Raw genomic sequence first — 22,655 nt, forward strand, 5'->3', positions numbered from 1 at the left:
CCCGCAGACTTCGCGTCGCAGTGGCCTGCTTCCGTTCGGGCTACGCCCTCACTCCAGCAGCCCACTGCGATTCCTTTTACCCAATCCGAACTCTCATAACGGTGGGCCAGGTTTTTGGGGCATTTCAGAATGATTCATAGTTAAAAATCATCTTAACGAGGATATGGACACATGCTAGGCCACGGAATAACGAATATCTCTGGATCGGGGGCGGTTGCCAATGACCTAGAGAAAATCTATCAGGCGTATCATCTTAAATATCAGCCAATCAACTTTAGCGATATCAAATACGAATATTGGCGCGACAATTGGCAAAGAATTATCGTGCTTGATAATCGAGAAGCATCGCCACGGATGATCGATGTATTGCCAGAACTCAAGGTGATCAGCAGGGGGGTGCCTGTTGTTGTTGTGGCTAGCCAAGCAGAACAGTCTTTCGAATTGTTAACGACATCTCGTCTTGATGGAGCAGAAGGAGTATGGTTTTCAGAAACAGGGACCGAATCGCAACTGATGCAACTTCTGGGGGTCGCAGATCGAAAACTTATCCGATGGAGTTCCCATCTGGCATGGGCCCGGCATGAAGAAGTTCGATCGTTGTCCACAACTCCAAGCCATGCTTTTGCACATTAGAACAACACCGCTGTGAAACCGGGACTCAAGCTACTGTCCTGCCGTTGGAACAGGAATCTCTGACACCATGACAGACGTGTCGGGAGCTTTGCCCGAGTAGAAGGAGACATAGTGCTTGTTGTTTGCGACGGTGGCGTTCGCGTTACCGGAATCGAACGTAACTTTACTGCCGGTTGCTACAACCTCGGATGCTGGCCAGGCGAGAGGGTTTTCGAAGACCGTCCTCGGGTCGACGACTCGGCACCTAAGAAGACCATGTCCACGCTCGTAGTAGTAGTTGCTCAGCAGGCCGGTTTCGGCATCGAAGACAAGGCTTGGTGTCGAAGCCATGACATCGCCGATGTTTGTTCGCGCACGCGTCCAGGTTGAGCCGTTGTCAGTGGAGATCATCTGGTATTGTGTAGGCCCGGTCTCTGTTCTACCGATGGCAAGAATCCTGCCATTTCCCAAGTAGGCCGCAGCTGGCTCGGTTGGCCATTCTTTTTTCGTTAGCCCAGATTCGATGGTCTTCTGTGTCCACGTGGCACCATCGTCGCTACTGGTCATTGTGCCCCACGCGTGAACGGGATCGTCGTTGTATTTTCCAGCAAACCATAGGGCCATCAGCCCAACATCAGGAACAGCGAACACATCGGTAATCTGCATGGGCTGCACAGCGAGGTTCGGCGTCGCGAGATGTGTAAACGTCACGCCGTCGGTAGTGCGATACAGATCGTGGTTCCAGTCCTTGCCGATTCGGCGTACCCATAGAAGCATCGCCCCAGTTGAGTCGAGCCCTTTCCCGACAGTCACTTCACCATACCCTGGCGTGTTGGCAACTACGGTTTCTTTCGACCAAGTTTTACCACCGTCTGTGGAAGTACGTGCGTAAACGCCACGCGCATCTTCACCAATTGTGTGACCAGAGCCACGGCTGTAGGTGCATACCAGTTTGTTTTCAATGGCCTGGATCATCGGCCAGGAATTATAGCCACTCACATCCTGTACGATATGTGTCTGTTGAGGGATGGCATTCAACGGAGTCACCTTCACAACGGCCAGTCCGGTGGGGCGGGTAAAGGTGTCGCCTGATTCGCCTGGTTCGCGCTGAATACGAACCCACAAGGGGGCCTCAGAATCCACTTCGTAGTAAGGTTCCAGAACGATGGTCCGAGTGTGCAAAGGTCCGGCGGGAAGGGGAGTTTGCACTGTCTTGCCGAGAGAGTACCGGTCTGTGAAAGGGGCGTTGCTCACTAACTGGGACAAGTGAACGCGATAAACATCCGAGTACTCGGGACTGGTAGACGGGTCCGTCGTCGTAACAACGATCTCAACCCGCACTGCGCCGCACCCTCTGGGCAGGCCATTCACGATACCGACTACCGACTGTCCTGTGGTGCCGCCAGACAAGGACCAAACAGGTATGTGTGTAGACCCGTGTGACATGTTCACCAACGAGGGTTGCCCGGTCGCGATTGACATGTCGTTTGCGGTAAGAAAGATTGGTTTCGCTGCACTCGGACGGGAAGGTGTCTGCTCCAACGCGTGAATATTCTCTTCCGGCGATGTAGCAGGTTGTTCTTCTCCGAAGCAGGTGATGCTGGCAGAAAGCAGCGTGATGAACACAGTGATGGTTCGCATGATGGTTCAGCTCGATAGGGTGTCTGTCTATTTAGGTAAGGCGTTTATTCGAGGCAAGGTCGAAGATTCAGTTATCGCTTGGGGCGTTCGCCGAAGGAAGAATTCGAGCTTCCTTGAGCAATAAGGCGATACGCTCAATATCGGGTTGCGTGAGTTTTACCAATGGTGGACGTACGTGGGCTGCGTCGAGTCGGTCGAGCAGCACGAGCGCCTCCTTCATACGATTATGCATATCGAGCAGCGGATCGCAGTAAAATGCTTTAACTGTAGGATAGATGCGATCGTTGATTTGCCGCGCGGTTTGCAGATCGTTGTTCTGGACCGCCTGAAACAGGGCGACCTGAAGGTTGGCTATTACACTACCTGCACCGGAAAGGAGGCCGTCGCAGCCCATGACCAGCGAGGCAAGCAACCACATGCTATGGGTCGATAGAACGCGAACCGGGCGGTCGAGAGCATGAAGTTCGCGGATGTGTTGTTCGTGGAGGTGGGGGTCATTACACCAGTCTTTGATAGCCTTGATCGAAGGGAATGTCATGTATAGCTCAAGCAAGGTGTCCAAGGAATAACCGAGTCCACCGGACATAGGGTACTGAAACAGTATTAATGGTAATTCTGTTGATGCAGCGATGCCTTCAATATGGGCGCGGGCACACTCAGGCCGCAAACGTCCTCCCATGGCTAGCACATCCGACGGAAACACCAGCAGTGCGTCAGCACCAGCATTCGCAGCCATTGTCGCCAATTGGGCCGCTTCGCGCGTGTCGCCAGTGTGAATACCTGCGACCAACGGGACTTTTCCGGCGATTTCGTCCCGAGCAATCTCAATGCTTCGACGCTGTTCTTCAAAACTGAGCGCATGAACTTCGGCCGCGTGACCATTGACAGTGATCGCTGTGATTCCTTCGACACAGGAAAGTTCACGCAAATGACGACGATAAGATCGTTCGTCGACCTCAAGTAGGGCGTCAAAGGGCATCAGGCAGGCTGGAATCACGCCTTGTGGAATGAACGGGGTGCTACTCATTCGTCATTTTCCAACTCGTAACATCGACAACATGTCCTTGGCGGCGTAAGCCATCATCAGAACGTCCACTCCAGACACGATCAACGAGTAGCCTCGATCTATGTATGGCTTAACCGCATCGGCGGAAACGCCGAAGATTCCTAGCGGCATGTTTGCCGCATTGCAGACGTTGGTAACGTGATTGATCGCGTCAACAACGTCAGGGGCGGTGACTTCTCCCATCTTTCCCATGCTGGCGGATAGGTCATACGGGCCAATAAAGATCGCATCGACCCCTTCAACTTTCACGATCTCTTCAATGTTCTCGACGCCTTCGATATGCTCAGCCTGCACAATTACAGCTACTGAGTCATTCGCTGAGCCAACGTATTCTGTGAGCCCCATTCCATATGTCGATGCACGCGATATGCCGACTCCGCGGCACCCTTGGGGAGAGTAGCGGCAGTAGCGTACCACCGCTTCAACCTGCTCGACTGTATTGGTTTGCGGCGCGATGATGCCCGATGCACCAATATCGAGTGCCTTCTTGATCGGGATCTCCTCGGAGGCTGGTACACGAACAACGCACGGAATTCGATGATCTACAGCACGGAGTACGGGAAGCAGATCGGTCGTTTCGAAAGGGCCGTGCTCGGCGTCGACGAATAACCAATCGAATCCGCACTCGGAAAGGACTTCTACAATCGCAGGGTCAGTTGAACTTACGATCGTTCCGAGTAAAGTCTGCCGCTCGCGAAGTCTTTTGCGAAAGTCATGATTCATGTCAGGTTCCATGATCTAAGGTCACTAGATTCGGCGGCAAGGGTTGATAATTGTTCCTAAACCCTCGATCGACGATTCCAGCACCCAGCCATCCTCAATATACATCGGTGGCTTGCGTCCCATGCCGACGCCATCGGGCGTACCGGTGAATAGGATGTCGCCGATTCTAAGTTCACAGATACTTGAGATGTAGGAAATCAGCGTGGGGACATCGAAGATCATGTCCTTCGTATTTCCATCTTGCAGTGTTTCGTCGCCGACCTTGCATGTTAGCCGAAGTGATGAGACATCAAGCGAGTCTGCAGTCGTGAGCCAGGGGCCCATCGGTGCGAAGGCCGCATAGCTTTTGGCGATACTGAACTGCGGAGGTTTGCAGGCAAGCTGCAGCGTACGCTCTGAGATATCCTGTCCGACACAATAACCAGCCACGTGTCTCAGTGCATCGTCCTGACTGATGTTGCGACCACCTTGGCCGATGACTACGACCATTTCTACTTCCCAGTCGACGGTATTGCTGGGCAATGTGACGGTTGCCCCGGGGCCTGAGATCGACGACTGGAACTTGGTGAAGATCATTGGTTCCTGTGGCGTAGCCATGGCGACCTCTGCGCCGTGGGCTTTGTAGTTAAGCCCAATTGCAAAGACCTGACTGGGATATGGAACGGGCGATTGTAATCGTTCGAGCGTCCTTACAAGGTGATCTGTACTCAGAGATGGGTCTTCGATCGGATCGTTTTCGGCGTACCAAAGCTGGAGCTCGTCAAGTTGAGCAATCAGGCGTTGATTGTCCGAAGTGAAACGGCCGTCCGATGCTTGCTCGATGTCTACACCACCAGTTGCCGTTACGATGTGCGCGCGACCGCCTATATTTGCAATCTTCATTTCAATCCTTCCAAGGATGCTAACTTCATGTTGCTGCGGATACGAGACAAGAGTTTGAGTGCCGCAAGAAACAGGATTGCCTCAGGACGGCCCAGGCTGCTCTCTAAGGGGTCTCGAAAGAACTCACATGTTCCCTGCATTCTTAAACGAATAGGGACTCAATCGGTTTGCCTTGATCGGTAATGGGAACGGGGCGAGAGCCATCGAATAACTCGTCAGCAGGATTGAGGCCGAGGGCCGCATGAATGGTGGCGTGAAAATCGGGTACAGAAACAGGATTCTCAATGATGTTCTTACTCAGGTCGTCCGTCACTCCGTAAGCTCCCTGATGATTCAAGCCCCCACCGGCCAGTAGTAAACTGAAGCAACTGCCCTGGTGCCCACGTCCACCACGACCATCGTACGAGGCTGGTCGTCCAAACTCGGTGCCGATCGCCACCAATGTTTTATCAAGCAGCTTTTGGTTTTCGAGATCGGTAATCAACGCGGAGAGCGCGATATCGAGCTCTTGAATGAGTACATGCTGGTTCTGCTGCCCTTCGTTGTGCGTATCCCAGCCGGTCCCATTGATGAAGTTAAGATTGTGTGACACTTCAATGAAACGCACGCCGGACTGTACGAGTCGCCGGGCAAGTAGGCATCGTTGGCCAAACTCACCCCCATAGGCGTTTCGTAATTCGGCTGATTCGTCACTCAAACGGAAGTGACGCATGAAGTCTGGCCCAGCTAGACGCATGGCCTCCGCTTGGGCAACTCGATACTGTTCGACGACCGAACCCTTGGGGATACGGTCAGCCAATGGTTGGAGAAGTTGTTGGCGGCGTTGAGCACGTTCAAGAGGCACATCTTCCGGGTGGGTAAAGCCGGCCGGACCACTCTCGGTATCGACCAGGTAAACATACCCACCCTTCGCTCCAAGGAACCCGGGGCCGCGACTGACATTGGGGTAACCGATTACCATGTAAGCGGGAACCTCTGGATTGGCGGCACCTCGCAAATGCCCGATGATCGAACCGATCGATGGATAGGTGATACTGCCGCTGATAAGCCGTCCGGTATGGACGAAGTTTGTGCCGAATGCGTGTTCGTCGACCAAGTGATGATTGATCGTGCGAACTGCGGTCAGGCGATCGGCCAGCTTGGCTGTACGATGCAAATGCTCACAGAATGCTACGCCTGGCACGATGGTGTCGACCGTGCCATATTCCGATCCAGCGAGCTTGGGTGACGCCTTCGAGTTTCCGCGGCGTTTGGGATCAAAAGTGTCGATCTGTGCCATGCCACCCCCAAGCCAAAGAAAAATTACGTGCTCGGCTTTGCCCTTCGGGATGTTAACAGCAGCTGGTGAGGCGAACAGTTTAGTACCGGCGAGTGCGGTGCCAGTCAGTGCACCGGTTTGCTGAAGAAATGTTCGTCGGTTCATGAGTGTGGTCCAGTGTAAGATGAGTGTGTGCCTTGGTGGCAGTTTGGCGTTCGACTTTTGATATTTACGGAGTGTAAATCCATTCAGGCGCATTCAGCATGGCCCAAAGGACATCTTCCATGCGAAGTCGCCAGTCGTTGTTCAAGGCATTGGTCGCAGGATCACCCCGACGGGCTGCGATTTCATTTTGCTGCGCAAGTGTATTGGCTGGCCCGTCGACATGGTTAGACCAACTTACGTAGCGAACTCGTTCTCGTTTGCCAGGGGTAGGTTCAAAGCGGTCGCTTATGGGGATCACCCGCGTGTCATAGCCTGCGGACAAATAGCGTACATAGAGTTCTCTTTCAGCCGGCGAGGGTTCGCGCGTCAAAAGACGAAGGAACATGCGGTCGACGAGTTGCTCGACAGGCTGGTCTTCCAGGGCAAGTTGAGTCATCCCGTGGCGGTCACTCAATCGCGTCAACCAGATACTCATGACACCATTGCCGAGAATAGCTGGTTGCAGAATATTGGGTTCCGTATCCCGCTCGCTACGCGGATCTTGACGCGCTCCACGCCAGCCATAGGCCCTTAGGACACTTGCGACGGCGGTGACACGGGGTAGCCCGAGACTTGGACGATCCCGTTCATTGGAAGTGGATGCCAGCATCCAGGAACGCCGTGGTTTACCGAGCGTGATGGAATTCTTAATCTCCCGAACGCTGTCAATGTCGAGACTCACTTCCTCTAAGTCGAACGGAGTCCCTGTCGCGTGGAATGCGGAGTCGACGATCTGCTCGGCTGTCAAACGACGTGGGGCAGGGGAGACATACAGTGGGCTCGTTTCGGTCAACTGGGGATCGGTGGCCCGTTGATAAGCATGAGAGCTGAGGATGAGGCGGCTGACGGCCTTAACGTCATATCCAGATGCGATGAACTGCTGCGAAAGCCATCGCAGCAGTTCAGGATGCGATGGTCCTCCTTTTTCCCAATCGGAGAGGTTCTCGACGAGTCCGCGACCCATTAGGCGCTGCCACACCCGATTGACCATTACCTGGGCGAAACGTTCGTTCTGTGGTGCTGTGATCAAGGCTGCAAGGCGATCTCGTGAGTTGTTAGGATGCTCGGCGAGAACGTCGGCTACTGTCTCGTCACAGTATCGTTGGAACGGCCAGGCAGGCTCGACCTCTGCACCCGGATTAAGTGTCACTTCAATCAGTGGCTTGCGGCCCGTCTGATGCAGTCGCCCTGGAGGGACGCTGCTGGTTGATGGGAGTTGGATCGTCTCCTGCTTCAGCAATGCTGCTAGTTGCAGTAAGTCTTCCTGTTTCGAGATATGCGCCGGCGCGTCGTGGCATCGGGCACATTTCATCTCCACACCAAGAAACGCGGAGCTGATAATAATCCCTTTGGCCGCCATCGGAAGGTCGTTTTGCGAAGCGGTACCGAAGCCTGCTGGTCCACCAAACCGTTCGCTTCCCTCCATTCGGATCAACTCGGTGACAAAAAGATCCGCGGGCTTGTTATCTAGAAGGGACTCATACAACCACCAGCGGAAGGGGCCAGTGTTATTAAGCGTGGGGTTGATGATATTCGGATTCTCGGCCAATACGTCGAGCCAGTAGCCCATCCAATGATCGGCCCACCGTGAATCAGACAATAATCGATCGATTGCGTTAGCGCGACGATTTTCCGGAGAGTCACTGAGGAATGCGTTGATCTCAGCTTCAGTTGGTGTCACCCCAACCGTGTCAAGCGTTACCCGACGCAGGAATACCAGGTCATCCGCTAGAGGTGTTGGCTCAAAGGTCTTAACGTTGAATTGAGGCCACACGGCACCGTCGTTGATCCATCGCTTAAGTAGGGCAACTTCGTTATGGGAGAGTGGATCACCCTTCGGAGGCATCTTGACATCTTTGTCTTGCGAGGTGATACGACTAATTAATGGGCTATCGTCGGCTTGACCCTGGACGAGGGCTGCCCCTTCCGTGTCTCCTCCGAGAAGCATCGAAGCGTGGTCATCCATGCGTAGTCCGCCGGCTGCTTTTACACCCTGATGGCAATCGTAGCAGCGGTTTTCAAGTAGTGGTTGAATGTCTTTGAAGTAGTCGACGTCGGACTGCTGATTCTGGCTGGCATCGCGGGCCACGGTGGCAATCCGAGCGGCAATGAAGTGATCGATTTCATTGTTAGCCGGAAAACCATCCGCTAACGGTGGGATGCTTACGGGCTCTACGCTGGCAAGCCAATCAGCCGCCGCTTTGCGGCGTTTATTCCAGTAGTCGCTGTTCGCTTCCCGGCAAGCAGACCTGGCCGCTGTGTTTACATCATTTAGCCATGCTTGACGTTCGGCGGCATACAAAGCCCATCCGGTATCGTTGTAAGCAACCTGTCTCTCGCCTGGGGAAAGAAGAGACCAAGAATCACTCCCTTCCAAAGAGATCGCAGCGACCGTTTCACCAAGTTCTGGACGTTGCTTGAGCTTTCCCTTGATGTTCCCAAGCATCGTTTCAAGTATGACGAAATGCTCGCCACCAGACGATTCAAACTCGCACCACGCATCACGATTTCCAGGTGGCACGAAGCGAAAATCTGGGCCTAGATCGAGATAATCATCCTGCACGGCAAGCGGCGTATGTCCACCAGAGTCGAAGCTTCGTGGTCCGTTGTCGAGAACCTTCTTCCCGTCAATTAGAAGTCGTGACGTTCCACGCCCTCGCAGCAGCAAACGATGCTTTCCTTTGGGAAGGGTCACGATCGCTGAAGCCCGGAAGTGCGATGGATTCTTGCGGTCAGCCCGCACGCCTGTGGAAACGTACTTGTGTGGGACGGCAAAGAATCCGAACACGTCTTCAAGGTATGACTCAGTGACCTGAGGCTCATCTGGCCAGCCTTGTGCTTCGGGAACTCCCTTTTCACTGATCTGAACGAGCACCCTTCCAGGTGGAATCATCTCGCGAGTCACGGCTGGTGGTGGAGGAATATACTGGTAGCGTGCGGCGATTTCTGCGGGGTCAAATCCGGTGCGATAGATCGCAAGACTGTCGAGCCAACCGGAGAAGGAAGAGCTTTCGCTATGCGTGAATCCAGTACCGATGATTAGATCGTCTGGATTTTGTACAGGCGGTAGATCGGTCTTGCCTTCAAGATCCCACTTGCCGTTAACTTGCTTTCCGTCTATCCAGGCTATCAGGCTGTCGGCCTTGCCGTAGGTGTACTGCAGTGCCACATGATGCCAGCCTGAGGGAGGGACGGTTGTATCGCTCCACCACCGATGCCAGGCGAACTTGCCAGTTTTGGGATCTTGGCTGGTGAAGAGGAAGCCGAACTGTGCGCCAGTGTCGGTACCTTGAAAGCGAACCGCGTAGTTCTGGTTGGTCTCGGGAAAGTCTTCGCCATGCTTGGGATGTCGCCCCTTACCGACAACATATGCGACCTGACCGCGTCCGGTTGATCGGAGCTTTACCCAGGTTTCAAATCCGAATGTGTCACCTAGACCGAACCGTACATTGGTGAACCCGCCTCGCTCGTGATCCTTGATCTCAATGGAGCCTTCGTGTCCGGTGAAGGACATGGCGCTGTTAGTGGCGTTGAACCCCGGATACTTGGGTGGCCTGGGGCCATCATCTGGAGTGCCAAACTTGCCTAGCCAAGCCCCTGGCGATGAATCGCCGTCAAACCGCCACTCCAAAATCGGCTCCGCAGCAACGGCCAAAGTGCTGGTCATTAGAAGCAACGCAATTGCGATTCCGGTTATTGATGTCATGGCAGGAGTGTTTGGGTTAGTAGATGAGGACTTGAGAGTAGGCTGAAAGGTGGGACCAGTACCGCGTGGATCTTGAGATGGGAGGTTATCTTTGATTAATCTCTACCGGCGGCAGCGGCTATTCAGCTCCTTGATGAGCGTAGGGAGCTGGACCAAGTGGTGAGTTACGCGCCGAAAACCAGTTCCTTATGCACATGCCCCTCGTTGAGATCAACCCGTTCAGGACGCCCCTTATGCATGTAAACGACCTTCGTGTGATCAAGCCCCATCATGCCTAACACCGTGGCGTGGATGTCATGAACATGCAGTTTGTCTTCGACAGCATAGAGCCCAAGGTCATCCGTAGCGCCAATCGTTTGGCCACCTTTCGCTCCACCGCCGGCCATCCACATTGTGAAGCCGGTTGGGTTATGGTCGCGTCCGGTTCCCTTTTCACTCATTGGCGTACGGCCGAATTCTCCGCCCCACATCACTAGCGTGTCTTCCAGCAGTCCGCGTTGCTTCAGGTCTGCGATCAGGCCAGCAATCGGTTTGTCTACTCCTTTGCAAAGACGGGAATGATTCCCTTCGATGTTGCTGTGGCTATCCCACTTACTACCGGCACCCGAGTAGAGTTGAATGAACCTTACGCCGCGTTCGACCAACCGTCGGGCGAGCAGGCACTGACGGCCGTAGACCTCGGTCTCTTTCTCGTCGAGACCGTACATCTTCTTGATATGCTCCGGCTCGTTCTCGATATCGATCGCTTCCGGGGCATCAGCTTGCATCCGAGCCGCCAGTTCATAGCTGCGAATGCGGGCATCGAGGTCGGTGTTGGATTCCCGTCCCACGTAATGTCGATGGTTGAGTTGGTTGATGAATTCCAGCTTCCGCTGCTGCTGCATCGATGAAACGTCTTTGGGGTTGTTGAGATTCCGTAACGGTTCATCGCCCCCTTCGAACAGGACACCTTGATGACTCGATGGCATGAACCCGGATCCCCATGCGCGGACGCCGTTGACGACCATCGAGTTGCTATCTTTCATCACAACAAAATCGGGCAAACTGTTGCTGCTTGCACCAAGCCCGTAAGAGATCCACGCGCCGAGGGAGGGACGGCCGCCGAATACGGCTCCCGTATTCATTTGGCAGACGCCGCCGGCGTGATTGATCCCATCCGAAACGCAAGAATGAATAACACACAGTTCATCCGCGATCGCATGGTGATGAGGGAGCCAGTCGGATATCCATAATCCGCTCTCTCCGCATTGCGACCATTTGCGTTTGCATTCGAGAATCGGCGAGTTAATCTCGCCCATGGCCGTGACAGGCCGCGGGAAACTCTCAGGCAGAGTTTGTCCGGCCAGACGGTTTAATTCCGGCTTGTAGTCGAACAAGTCCAAATGACTGGGACCACCTTCCATGAACAGCCAGATAATGTTCTTGGCGCGGCCGTATCGATGTGGAATCTTTTCGGCAGCAGGGTTGCTGTTATCTGCGGCCAAGAGGGACTCGCCAGTGAGTGCCGCATAGGCCAGCGCACCGAAACCGCCACCTGCACGGCAGAGAAAGTCACGGCGTGAATTCGGAAGTTCGATGTTATTGCACTTGGAGTATTTCATGACGGAAGTCCAGCTTTTAAAGTTGTCTTGGATGATCGCGAGCACTGATTACTGCAGGTACAGGAACTCGTTGGAATTGAACAAAGCGTGACAGAAATCAGTCACGGCGCGGAGAGTCTTTGTGTCGGCCGTCGCCTTGGCATTTTCCAGGTTGGATCGCAACCACGCTGTGTTCGGAGCAGGTTGTTCGCCGTCTTCATCGTTGAATCGCCAGTCAAGAATTCTCACGGCTTTCTCGGATTGCTCACCAATCAACAGTTGCTCCTGGGGGAGTAACCCATGGCTGATCGTAAGCCGTGCGAACTGACCATCCCAGAGATGCCCGGTAGCTTCTCTTCCGCCGGCGATGATTTTGAGTGCCGGATTCTGAATTCCCGACACAACGGATGTCGTTACTTTCGATGTCTGCACTTCGGAGTCTGGATCCGACAGATCCTTCATGTAGAAGGTCACCGATCCGGATGTTGGATCGTCCTCGGACGTGGTCGCGGAAACTACGGCTGCAAGATAGACAGGTTTGTTTAGTGGAACTTTAAAACCAGAGGCGACGACCTCAAAGGTTGCTTGGTCCTGAAAATCGCGGCCCGTCAAAGCAACGATGAAATTATTCGGCTGGTAGGCGGACTTGGTACTGGTGACAGCGACCGTCCAGCCATTTGTCTTGGTATTGCCATTCCAACGGGAAATGAGCGAGTTGACGCTGGCATCTGGATACAGACGGTCGAGAATCACAACCCCTTCGACTGTGAATTGATCATCGAATCCTTCCGCCTGCTTAACGTGAAGTCGCTCAAACCGGCTGTCTGGTTGAAGCCATAGCGTCTTCTTGCCGAGTCCAAGATCCTTTACCGAAGCGAAATGCTGCGTCACAGGGCGCAGTCCTGTTTCATTGGGATATTTGGGGACGACCGCAGGTACCGTGACCGAATTGGTCTGTTCTTGGATAAACGTTAGGGAGTCGGTGATCTCCTGATCTTCCGCCTCACGTCCGAAGACAAGACGCCATGCTTGGCGAATATCTTCCTCCTCTAATTGTTCTTTTCCTGCCAGTAGCCGCTTGGCAAAGGCCTTCGAACGATCTAACGTCCAGGTTCCGTTCGCTAGTAGCAACGACTGAATGGGAGTGGTCGTCGAGTCACGGGTAGGTGCAGACTCGAAGCAAAGTGGAGCATCGAACCCACTCAGCATTTCATCTGGCCTATTACGCTTTCTGATAACGTAAACGCTACGATCGGGCGTCGACCCGCTGACGGATGATCCACCAGTGCGTTGTTTCAACTCGCCAGATACCGCCAGCATTGCATCACGTATCTGCTCGGCATCGAGTCGCTGAGCTGGAAATCGCCATAGCAAACGATTGGTGGGATCGATATCGAGGGGATTCTTGGGTTGCGCCGTATCGATCTCGCGTCGGGCGGTCTGCCGATACGCAGCACTGTTCATGATGAGCCTGTGCATTGGCTTGGTCTGCCAGCCGTTATCCAGGAATCGCCGCGTTAACCAGTCCAGCAGTTCCGGATGACTGGGAGCCTCACCCAACGTTCCAAAATCGTTTGGCGTGGGTACGATACCGTTGCCAAAATGGCGTTGCCAGATGCGGTTGACAATAACTCGCGTCGATAGTGGATTGTCTTCTCGAACAATCCAGTTTGCCAAAGCGGTACGTCGACCAGTCGTTGTTGCGGTTGGGCTGATTTCTGGCGTCGGATCGCCAAGGAGAGTCAAAAAGGAAGGTTCAACTTCTTCTTGCGTCGTACGCGTTAATAAATATGTTGGTGCTGGTGCGGTACCGATATCGGTCGCAACGAATGCCGTCGGTAGCGACTTGGGTTTGAGGGAATCGAATTTCTTTAACTCCGCCTGCAGCTCTTCGTAACGCTTCAGCTTTTCAGGCGACTTCTTAAGCCCTTTCGTGGGATCGTAGGACTTTTCAGCGCGATCCACCTGTCGCCAAACGAGATAGGACAACTGCTTATCAAACGTCGTTTTGTCCGACTCTGGCTTATAATAGATTTCCTGAATATCAGGTGGGAATTGTTTAACGATATTGCGTCGGTTGGCATCAGGCCCAGCTCCAACCAACTCGTCCATTTCGTTCCGGATTTCCTGGGTCGCTTCTTCCCACTTCTCTTGTTGCTGTTGGTGTTCGGCAATCTGTTCAGGAGTCGCCAGTGGGCGATCCATCGGCCAAGACACGGACGACAGAAATGCCTGCAGACCGTAATAGTCCTTCTGCAGAATGGGATCGAATTTGTGGTCATGACACTGAGCACAGCCGATGCCGATTCCCAGGAAAGCCTCGCCGGTCACACGCGTCATTTCATTGATGATCAAATCCCAATGCATCCGCGCATTCCGCTGATTCCATTCGTAGATGCCGTGACGCAGGTAGGCTGTTCCGATAAAGACATTCGGGTCATCTGGCGCGATCTCGTCGCCTGCCAGTTGCTCTCGAACGAATTGGTTATAGGGTTTGTCTTCATTCAGTGAGCGGATTACATAGTCACGATAGACGCTGGCATCGGGGCGGAAGGCGTCTTCGTTATACCCGTCGCTTTCCGCATATCGCACGACATCAAGCCAGTGCTGTGCCCAGCGTTCCCCATACCGTGGGCTTTCCAGTAGCTGATCAATGAGCCGCTCCCAAGCATCGGGGCGATTATCTGCGACATAAGCCTGGATCTGTTCGGGCGTAGGGGGCAGGCCAAGTAAGTCAAAATAAGCTCGTCGTACGAGTTCGTATCGATCCGCTTCTCGCGCGGGTTCAAGTCCGGCCTGATTGAGTTTTCTCGCAATGAATCGATCAACCTCGTTTCTGGCCCAACCATCGCCATCGTGTGGCACGGCAGGATCGGTGACTGGTTGAACGGCCCACCACTTGCGGTCCTCGTCAGTTATACGGTCTCCGTCCTGGCGGATAATCAGTGAGTCGTCTCCGCCTGGCCAAGGGGCACCGAGCTCAATCCATTTGGTAAGAACGGCGATATCTTTCTCAGGCAGTTGGCCTTTGGGTGGCATTTCGTACGACTCATACCGCACCGCAGAGATAAGCAGGCTTTCGTCCGGATTGCCGGGCACAATCGTTGCCTCTTCCGATTCGCCCCCTTTAAGCATGGCCGATCGCGAGTCGAGCCGTAGCATGCCCTTCTGACTTTCCGCGCTGTGACACTCAAGACAGTGTTGAGCCAAAAGCGGACGCACCTTCATCTCGAAGAACTTGAGGTGTTCCTTGCTAGCCGAGTCATCTTGAGCGGCCAGGGACGAGCAGGCGAGTAGCGTTAAAAGGAGAGAGGGTATTCGAAAGGTACGGTGCAACATGAATTGACTCAACTGGGGTAGGAAGGCGGGAGATGAGTAGTTATGTGCATTGGCTGCCATTACCAAAGAATGGATTCATGAGGTCCATCTTCTGGCGTCGGTAGCTATCGGCTGGCCGGTTATCCAGTAGTTCAAACGGGGACAACGAAAATGATGTCACCCTGGAAATCCGGAAAACAAGCCCTCGAATATGACAGCGGTCTGTCTATCTCAGATCTGAAAATCTGATTCCGAAGGCAAGCTCTCAATCACCAATCGTACAGCCACGTCTGAAACCTACCGAGGTTTTTCTTGGAAAATCAATAATCATTGAAACAGGTGCTTGTAGTGGCGTACTATGTTCCCTTAGACCTGTTGGGAACGAGATTCGTGGTGCGAGGATCTGTCCGGAAAGCAGAATGAGTGCTAGTCCAACGAGTGCACGACTCCGTAAGGCGAGGAAGGATAGATAAAACAGCTAGATCTTTGGCTTGAGCTGTTAAGCCATCCAGCTGTTTTCATGTTCAAGAGCCCTGAAGGCGTCCCGTTCTCGGGGAAAGTTAAAATCGCCAAGAGCCCAATCAGCCAGGGAGAGAAGGATTCGTCTGGCGATCTGCCGGTATCTCATCGCGATACCGGCAGATTGGAGATGTTTGGCAGTTTGCCGCGTCAAATCTTAGATAGGTGGTAGCGTGCGTTGCATCTCGCTTACTGGCGAAGCGACATCCTGCACTGGCATGAACTGGTTTTGATCCGGATCAAAGGCGAACACGTCGCCCGTCTCGAACTTATAGACCCAAGCATGAAGTTTTAAATCTCCACGACCAATTGCCGCCGCCACCGCAGGATGGGTTCGCAAACTTTCCAACTGAACCAGGACGTTTTCTTCGACCGTCAGGGTAAGTCTTTGTGCGGGATCGGTCAGATGAGCGTAGTTTTCTTCGACGATTCGTCGCGTCGCTTCCGCATGCTGAAGGTAGGCACGAACTGCCGGCATGCTCTCGACCGCTTCCGGCGTAAGAAGACCTGCCATCGCACCACAGTGTGAGTGTCCGCAAATAACGATGTCACGAACCTTCAATGCGGCGACCGCATACTCGATCGTTGCCGCTTCGCCACCAAGAATCGAGCCATAGGGAGGGACGATGTTTCCAGCAGTTCGTTGAATGAACAACTCGCCCGGCTTCGTCTGCGTGAGACGGTTTGGGTCGATACGTGAATCGGAACAGGTAATGAATAACGCCAATGGATTTTGCCCATCGACAAGTGTTTCGAACAGCTTTTGATCCTGGCTAAACTGCTCTCGTTGAAATCGATGGATACCTTGAACTAGCTGCTGCATTTGTTGATCCCTTGGTTCCATAAGACTGTCAGTGCAAGAATCTGCACTCGTCTTGCATTGATTTTCGTGATTCATATGCCCAGATTTTATCCATTGAGAGCCGGGTAGACTTCCTCCCTCGCGGTCATTTTGCAACAAATAGTTGTGTTTCGTTCCTCATTTTCGTGGTAAGTACCGGTAATCGAAAGAATTGGTGCCATGAATATATCCTTTGTGCGGTATTACGTTTGCGTCAGGGGGCGGAAATCCTTTCCAGTAAACCAATTCCCCCCTCGTGGCATAGTTCGACTCACTGCCTAAACCAAGTCCCAAGGGGCCCCAGTCTGACTGTCGAAGCTACGATTCGTGGCAGTTGATTCGGCTGTTAAACTGGTTTTCGAATAGATCGTAAACAAGCCCTCCAGGCACCTGCCATAATCCTCGGTAATCGTTCGAAATAGATTGCTGTACGTGGATGGTTTGAACTGTCCAAGCTGAGATGTTTTCGCACCAGGGAGTCACCAAATGTTCGATCGATTGATGTCGGCTAAATTGACGCAACTTGCTACACCATGCCTTGTCGTCGACTCGCAATTGGTACTTCGTAACCTGGAGGCCCTTCAGCAGTACGCCCAGCAGCATGATTTACACGTTCGCCCCCACGCGAAAACGCATAAGTCACTCCGGATCGCGCGAGAGCAATTGCGATTGGGGAGTCAAGGGCTATCAGTCGCCAAAGTGGGAGAGGCTGAAGTCTTAAGTCAAAGCTGTGATGACATACTTGTCGCGTACCCTGCTGTGGATTCGCAACGGTGCGAGCGGATTTCGAATCTAGCTAAACGGATCAATATTCGAGTCGCGGTCGATTCACGAGAAAGTGTCGACATGTTGGCAGGCGTTACCAAGGCACATGGCACGACCGTAGGGATATTGATCGATCAAGATGTTGGCTTTCACCGGACGGGGATGTCCTCGCCAGAGGCAGTAGTTGAACTCGCCACGTATGTCGTCGAGCAGCGCGAAGGAGTTCGATTTGACGGAATCTTCTTCTACCCAGGACACGTTACGGTACCGGCAGGTGAGCAGCCAGATCTCTTACGGCAAATAGATGCCCAACTGCAAGAGACGATAGAGCGATGTCGAGAGAAAGATATCGACGTTTCGATCGTGTCAGGGGGATCGACACCGTCGATGTTTCAATCACACCACATTACAAGCCAATCCGAAATTCGTCCTGGGACGTACGTATTCAATGACATGAACACCGTACGAGGCGGATTCTGTAGTATCGACCAATGCGCGGCGGTCGTAATCGCGACTGTCGTAAGTACCGCGGTTGCTGGAAAAGCGGTAGTTGATGCTGGAACAAAAGCATTGGCAAGCGATCGAAATTGGATCGTTCCCGATTCAGGTTTCGGGCATGTCATCGAGTATCCTGAAGCGAAAATCGTACGATTGAGTGAGGAGCATGGTGAGATCGACTTTTCTAAATGCTCATCTCGACCAGGTATTGGAGAAAGGGTCGCGATTATCCCAAACCACATTTGCCCATGCTTGAACCTTCACGATAGTTTTCTTTGGCTTGACGATACTGGGCAAGTCGAGCGGACACCGGTCGATTGCCGAGGCATGCTTCAGTAATAGTGTTCCGGAAGAATGGAAAGAGTTTCGCATCGTTTGGCATGGAGACATCCATTGCGTATGAAGTCGAGAATCCAAGCCGACGAGACTCGGTACTAAAGAACGCTTCATGGTGGAAATCAGCAGATTCGACACGTGATTCTCCTCAGGAAAGCATTCCAGCCGTGGAGTACTCCCGATTGGTCTCCCACAAGGTAGTGGTTCACATACGTAATAATTCTGTTGCAATTTATTAGCGTATGGTCGATATTGTCTTAACTCACCTTATTCCGCATTGGATGCGGACCTACCCGCTTGTCTAAGCAAACCACCACTTGCCATGCAAACTACACCGTTATTCGGTTTGGATCGCCGGAACATGTTGCGCATTGCCGCTGCAGGCGTCATGGGAGCAACATTACCCAGTTTGCCGATTTTCGCTGCCGAGTCCGCACAGAACCGGCCCGTTGGATTTGGTAAAGCCAAGTCGGTTTTGATCGTGTTATTGAGCGGAGGCCCTAGCCAACTCGATACGCTCGATCTCAAGCCGGAGGCTCCGCAGGAGGTACGAGGGGAGTTTCAGCCCATCTCGACAAAAGTGCCAGGTATTAGTGTCTGCGAACACTTACCTAAGCTAGCCAGTCAAATGGAGCGATGGGCAATTGTGCGAACCATGGCTCATCAAGAGCATAATCATCTTCTGGCAACGCATGTGGCCCTTACTGGCCGACCGACACCACTGCCACGTGGTGGTTCCGACTTAGACCGAGTTGAGTCCCGTAACGACTTTCCCAACTTCGCGGCAGCGCTCGACTTCGTACGACCTCGGAACGATGGTATCCCGAGTGGTGTTACCTTGCCGAATTACTTGATCGAGGGACCACTTACGTGGCCGGGGCAGCACGGCGGTTTTTTGGGGGCCAAGCATGACCCGTGGCAAATCAACGGTGATCCTAGCGACAAGAATTTTCGCATCGAGGCCCTCTCGATGCGGGATGGCGTTTCGCTGGATCGATTGCAATCACGACATCAACTGCTCGACGATCTCAATCACGGCCGTCATTCATTATCGGGAATCAATACTGATTCGCTCCGCGACCAAAGAGATATTGCGTACAAACTTTTAAATTCAGCAAAACTGGCCCAGGCATTTGAGATCGGTCGCGAGTCGGACGAAACACGGGAGCGGTATGGCCAAAACAAGTTCGGCCAGTCTCTATTGTTATCTCGCCGGATGATCGAAGCCGGGGTGCCTATCGTACAAGCCACCATGGGGATCGTGCAGACATGGGACACGCACGTCGATAATTGGGGAAAGCTCAAGAACCGACTTTTGCCGGAACTCGATCAAGGGCTGGCGGCTTTGACCGATGACCTGGCAAGCTCAGGCAAGCTCGATGAAACGTTATTGATCGTGATGGGAGAATTTGGTCGTACGCCAAAGGTTTCTACGCTTCCAGGTCAAACGATTCCAGGACGTGACCATTGGGCGCATGCGTACAGCGGTTTGTTCGCCGGCGCTGGAATCCAAGGCGGACAGGTACTCGGGCAAACCGATGCGAAAGCGGCTTATCCGATCACGAATTCCTGGTCACCGGCCGATGTTTGCAGCACCATCTTCAATGCGATTGGAGTGGACTCAGGTGCCACCATCTATGATCCTTTGAATCGTCCGCATCATTTGCTAAATGGGTCGGTGATCTCCAATCTGTACACGGGGGCCAGCACATGAGTCATCCAGCGGGGCACAATCCGTCGCATGATTGGCAGCATGGGGGCTTTACGCGCCGCCAGGCGCTGCAGGCCGGTGCGGTGGGAATTCTTGGGCTGGGAATGAATCACTTACTTGGATTGCGCGAAGCGAATGCCGAAGCCCAGCCCTTGGGTAAAGCGAAGTCACTCATTTTTATTTTCCTTTCCGGTGGGTTGTCTCAGCACGATAGCTTCGACATGAAGCCGAATGCGCCGGAAAATGTTCGTGGCGAGTTCAAGCCGATTGCGACGAAGACGCCTGGGCTGCAAATCTGCGAGCACTTACCACTGTTAGCTCAGCGAAGCGAGATGTGGGCGCTGTGCCGTTCGGTGACGCATGGGTCGAACGAGCATTCAGCCGGCCATCATATGATGCTGACTGGACATTCCTATCTGCCGACAGGATTCGATCCGAATAGTCCTAAGCGAACCGACCGAGCCTCGATTGCTGCCATTGCGGGATATGCCACACGCGGCCAGCAGAAGAATAACCTTCCGTCCGCAGTTGTTTTGCCAGAACGATTGGTTCACAACAGCGGTCGAGTCATACCGGGACAGCATGCCGGTGAAATGGGACCAAAGCACGATCCTTGGATCATCGAAGCCGCACCGTTTCACAACATGTCGTATGGTGCTTTTCCGGAATATTCGTTTGACCATCAAATTCGGGGCAAAGCGGATGATCGCGTCTTTCAGGCCCCTCAGTTATCGCTTCCCCAAGGTCTTGGCATGCAATCGGTCCGAGGGCGTCTGGAACTACTAAGTTCCCTCAAACGCCAACGCCGCGATCTGGCCCAGCATGCCCAGGTCGAGAACTTCGACCGCCTACGTCAGGGGGCCGTATCGCTGCTCACCGATTCCAGCGTTCACGAAGCCTTGGATGTCACCCATGCCGATGCCAAAGACCTGGAGCGTTACGGACGAAATTCATTTGGTTGGTCACTACTGATGGCGCGTAAACTGGTTTCGGCAGGCGTTAAGCTGGTGCAAGTCAATCTAGGCAATGACGAAACATGGGACACGCATGGCAATGCCTTTCCCCATTTGAAGGACAAGTTGTTTCCTCCGACTGACCAAGCCGTGTCTGCCTTATTGGATGACTTGCAATCGACCGGTGAACTGGATGAAACCATGATTGTCATGGCGGGCGAATTTGGTCGCACGCCCAAGATTACGCTGCTTGAAAAGAGTTACAAGTTGCCCGGTCGCGATCATTGGGGCGCTTTGCAGTCTGTATTATTCGCAGGCGGAGGAGTTCGAGGTGGCAATGTTATTGGCAAGTCCGATGCGTTGGGAGCCTATCCAACCGAACGTCCTGTAACACCAGAAAACTTCGCCGCGACGATATATCATGCCCTAGGCATCCCAGCCACCGCAGCCTGGTACGACGTCGAAGACCGACCACACCACATATACCATGGCGAACCGATTGCCGAGTTGTTTTAGCATTCGGCTTATACGACTTGGTCCTGCCCTTTCGTCAAATAGACTCACCAGAAAATCAAATAATCAATGTTCCGGCGTAAATCAATTCGAACCAGTGGTTGTCGTGAATTCCAAAACGCTTCGATGATCAATCGTCGTCAACTACTCCAAGCGGGAGCGCTAGGTGCCTTGGGCCTGGGCTGGGGAGACTTGCAGGCGCACCTTGCGGCAGCTGAACAGAATCAAATCCTACCCCGAAAACGTGCCAAGGCATGTATCTTTCTGTTTATGTGGGGTGGTCCGAGTCAACTTGAAACATTCGATCTGAAGCCTAATGCCCCGTCTGAAGTGCGAGGGGATTTCAAACCGATATCGACCAAAGTGCCTGGCACGCAGATTTGCGAGCATTTTGGCCGCGTGGCACAGTGGACCGACAAATTAGCGATCGTTCGTTCGCTTACGCACGACGACCCTGCTCATTTATCCAGCGGCCACGCCACCCTGACCGGTCAATTGGCTCCGATTGTGAAAAGTGACGCCGATCCGCCGAGTTCTAAGGATTCACCTCACCTCGGTTCGTTGATATCGAAACTGCGACCCAATCACAACGGCTTGCCATCGTTTGTAGCCATGCCATGGAAAGCACTTCATCCAGCAGCGCCAGGTGGCGAGGCCCCAGGGCAACATGGCGGATGGCTGGGGTCCGCCTACGACGGCATGCTGCTTGGCGGCGATCTGAATGACCCAAACTGGCGTCCCCAGGGGCTCGGTCTGCCTGCCGATGTAGAGCTCGGACGGCTGCAATCACGGGTCGAGTTATTGAAGATGATGGATGCGCAGCGTGTCGGTATTCACAATTCGCTGGCGGCTTCTTCCTTTGAAAGTCATCAAACCCGAGCGCTCGAGATGATAGGCTCGGCTGAGGTACGAAATGCGTTTGATCTCACGCAGGAATCGTCTGAAACCCGTGAGCGATATGGCCGCAATATTCACGGACAATGTGTGCTGATGGCTCGCCGCCTGGTGGAACATGGCGTCCCTCTGGTTTCTGTCAATTGGCATAACGATGGCAGGAATTTCTGGGATACGCACGGCAATAACTTTAATCGTTTGAAGAACGACTTGATTCCTCCTGCGGATATGGCCCTGTCGGCGTTGCTGCAAGACTTGGAAGAACGCGGCATGCTAGACGAGACACTCGTAGCTTGGGTTGGAGAGTTTGGTCGCAAGCCCCAGATCAGTCAGAACAATGCCGGGCGAGAGCATTGGCCATTCTGCTACAACGGCCTACTGGCAGGGGGCGGAATCAAGCCTGGGATTGTTTATGGGGCGAGCGATAAACACGCGGCCTACCCGGTTTCCAACCCAGTTACCCCGCAAGATTTTGCGACTACCATCCTACATGCCATGGGCGTTCCCACTTCGACGGCACTGTTGGATCGAGAGAGTCGCCCGCATCATATCTGCTCTGGCAGAGTCTTACACGACTTGCTCGTTTGATAACCCTTCCTGTCCCCTTTTACCGCTACTCATAAAAGAGCCTTCCC

At 53.4% G+C, this 22,655-nt stretch carries 14 protein-coding genes; 5 read left to right on the forward strand and 9 right to left on the reverse strand.

Features of this window, described 5'->3' with window-relative positions:
- The first annotated feature begins 171 nt into the window (after nucleotides 1-171).
- On the forward strand, nucleotides 172-633 hold the full coding sequence (locus C5Y96_RS22515; RefSeq protein ID WP_105358143.1) for a hypothetical protein: 462 nt from the start codon (nucleotides 172-174) through the stop codon (nucleotides 631-633).
- A 30-nt stretch (nucleotides 634-663) separates the two neighbouring features.
- Here C5Y96_RS22515 and C5Y96_RS22520 read toward each other — a convergent pair whose 3' ends face one another.
- The 9 genes from C5Y96_RS22520 to C5Y96_RS22560 all read right to left on the reverse strand — a co-directional run bounded on the left by C5Y96_RS22520 (nucleotide 664) and on the right by C5Y96_RS22560 (nucleotide 16,332).
- Nucleotides 664-2,253 carry a sialidase family protein gene (locus C5Y96_RS22520; RefSeq protein ID WP_233199056.1) on the reverse strand — a complete coding sequence of 530 codons (1,590 nt, stop codon included), beginning with the start codon at nucleotides 2,251-2,253 and terminating at the stop codon, nucleotides 664-666.
- A gap of 67 nt (nucleotides 2,254-2,320) precedes the next feature.
- Nucleotides 2,321-3,280 carry a dihydrodipicolinate synthase family protein gene (locus C5Y96_RS22525; RefSeq protein ID WP_105358146.1) on the reverse strand — a complete coding sequence of 320 codons (960 nt, stop codon included), beginning with the start codon at nucleotides 3,278-3,280 and terminating at the stop codon, nucleotides 2,321-2,323.
- A 3-nt stretch (nucleotides 3,281-3,283) separates the two neighbouring features.
- Complete coding sequence (locus C5Y96_RS22530) at nucleotides 3,284-4,042, reverse strand: HpcH/HpaI aldolase family protein (protein WP_105358148.1); 759 nt, start codon at nucleotides 4,040-4,042, stop codon at nucleotides 3,284-3,286.
- Between the two features lie 24 nt (nucleotides 4,043-4,066).
- A complete protein-coding gene (locus C5Y96_RS22535) occupies nucleotides 4,067-4,924 on the reverse strand; it encodes a fumarylacetoacetate hydrolase family protein (RefSeq protein ID WP_105358151.1) in 858 nt (285 codons plus the stop codon).
- A gap of 142 nt (nucleotides 4,925-5,066) precedes the next feature.
- Nucleotides 5,067-6,347 (reverse strand): DUF1501 domain-containing protein, encoded by a 1,281-nt coding sequence (locus C5Y96_RS22540; protein ID WP_105358153.1) that lies wholly within the window; start codon nucleotides 6,345-6,347, stop codon nucleotides 5,067-5,069.
- A 64-nt stretch (nucleotides 6,348-6,411) separates the two neighbouring features.
- Nucleotides 6,412-10,053, reverse strand: coding sequence for a DUF1553 domain-containing protein (locus C5Y96_RS22545; RefSeq protein ID WP_158261370.1), 3,642 nt, complete (start codon nucleotides 10,051-10,053; stop codon nucleotides 6,412-6,414).
- A 203-nt stretch (nucleotides 10,054-10,256) separates the two neighbouring features.
- Nucleotides 10,257-11,693, reverse strand: coding sequence for a DUF1501 domain-containing protein (locus C5Y96_RS22550; RefSeq protein WP_105358595.1), 1,437 nt, complete (start codon nucleotides 11,691-11,693; stop codon nucleotides 10,257-10,259).
- Nucleotides 11,694-11,741: 48 nt separating this feature from the next.
- Nucleotides 11,742-15,011, reverse strand: a complete 3,270-nt coding sequence (locus C5Y96_RS22555; RefSeq protein WP_158261371.1) for a PSD1 and planctomycete cytochrome C domain-containing protein — start codon at nucleotides 15,009-15,011, stop codon at nucleotides 11,742-11,744.
- 655 nt (nucleotides 15,012-15,666) lie between these two features.
- Nucleotides 15,667-16,332 carry a carbonic anhydrase gene (locus C5Y96_RS22560; RefSeq protein ID WP_105358161.1) on the reverse strand — a complete coding sequence of 222 codons (666 nt, stop codon included), beginning with the start codon at nucleotides 16,330-16,332 and terminating at the stop codon, nucleotides 15,667-15,669.
- Nucleotides 16,333-16,836: 504 nt separating this feature from the next.
- Between C5Y96_RS22560 and C5Y96_RS22565 the strand changes: the two genes are divergently transcribed.
- The 4 genes from C5Y96_RS22565 (at nucleotide 16,837) to C5Y96_RS22580 (ending at nucleotide 22,608) form a co-directional block, all read left to right on the forward strand.
- On the forward strand, nucleotides 16,837-17,952 hold the full coding sequence (locus C5Y96_RS22565; RefSeq protein ID WP_105358163.1) for an alanine racemase: 1,116 nt from the start codon (nucleotides 16,837-16,839) through the stop codon (nucleotides 17,950-17,952).
- 358 nt (nucleotides 17,953-18,310) lie between these two features.
- Nucleotides 18,311-19,663, forward strand: a complete 1,353-nt coding sequence (locus tag C5Y96_RS22570; protein WP_199188769.1) for a DUF1501 domain-containing protein — start codon at nucleotides 18,311-18,313, stop codon at nucleotides 19,661-19,663.
- Nucleotides 19,660-21,129: a DUF1501 domain-containing protein gene (locus C5Y96_RS22575; protein ID WP_105358167.1), complete on the forward strand. Its 1,470-nt coding sequence runs from the start codon at nucleotides 19,660-19,662 to the stop codon at nucleotides 21,127-21,129. Before C5Y96_RS22570 ends, C5Y96_RS22575 begins: the two co-directional genes overlap by 4 nt.
- 123 nt (nucleotides 21,130-21,252) lie before the next feature.
- Nucleotides 21,253-22,608, forward strand: a complete 1,356-nt coding sequence (locus C5Y96_RS22580) for a DUF1501 domain-containing protein (protein WP_199188770.1) — start codon at nucleotides 21,253-21,255, stop codon at nucleotides 22,606-22,608.
- Nucleotides 22,609-22,655 lie beyond the last annotated feature (47 nt).

It is taken from the genome of Blastopirellula marina, assembly GCF_002967715.1.
In the GTDB taxonomy this organism is placed as follows: Bacteria; Planctomycetota; Planctomycetia; order Pirellulales; family Pirellulaceae; genus Bremerella; species Bremerella marina_B.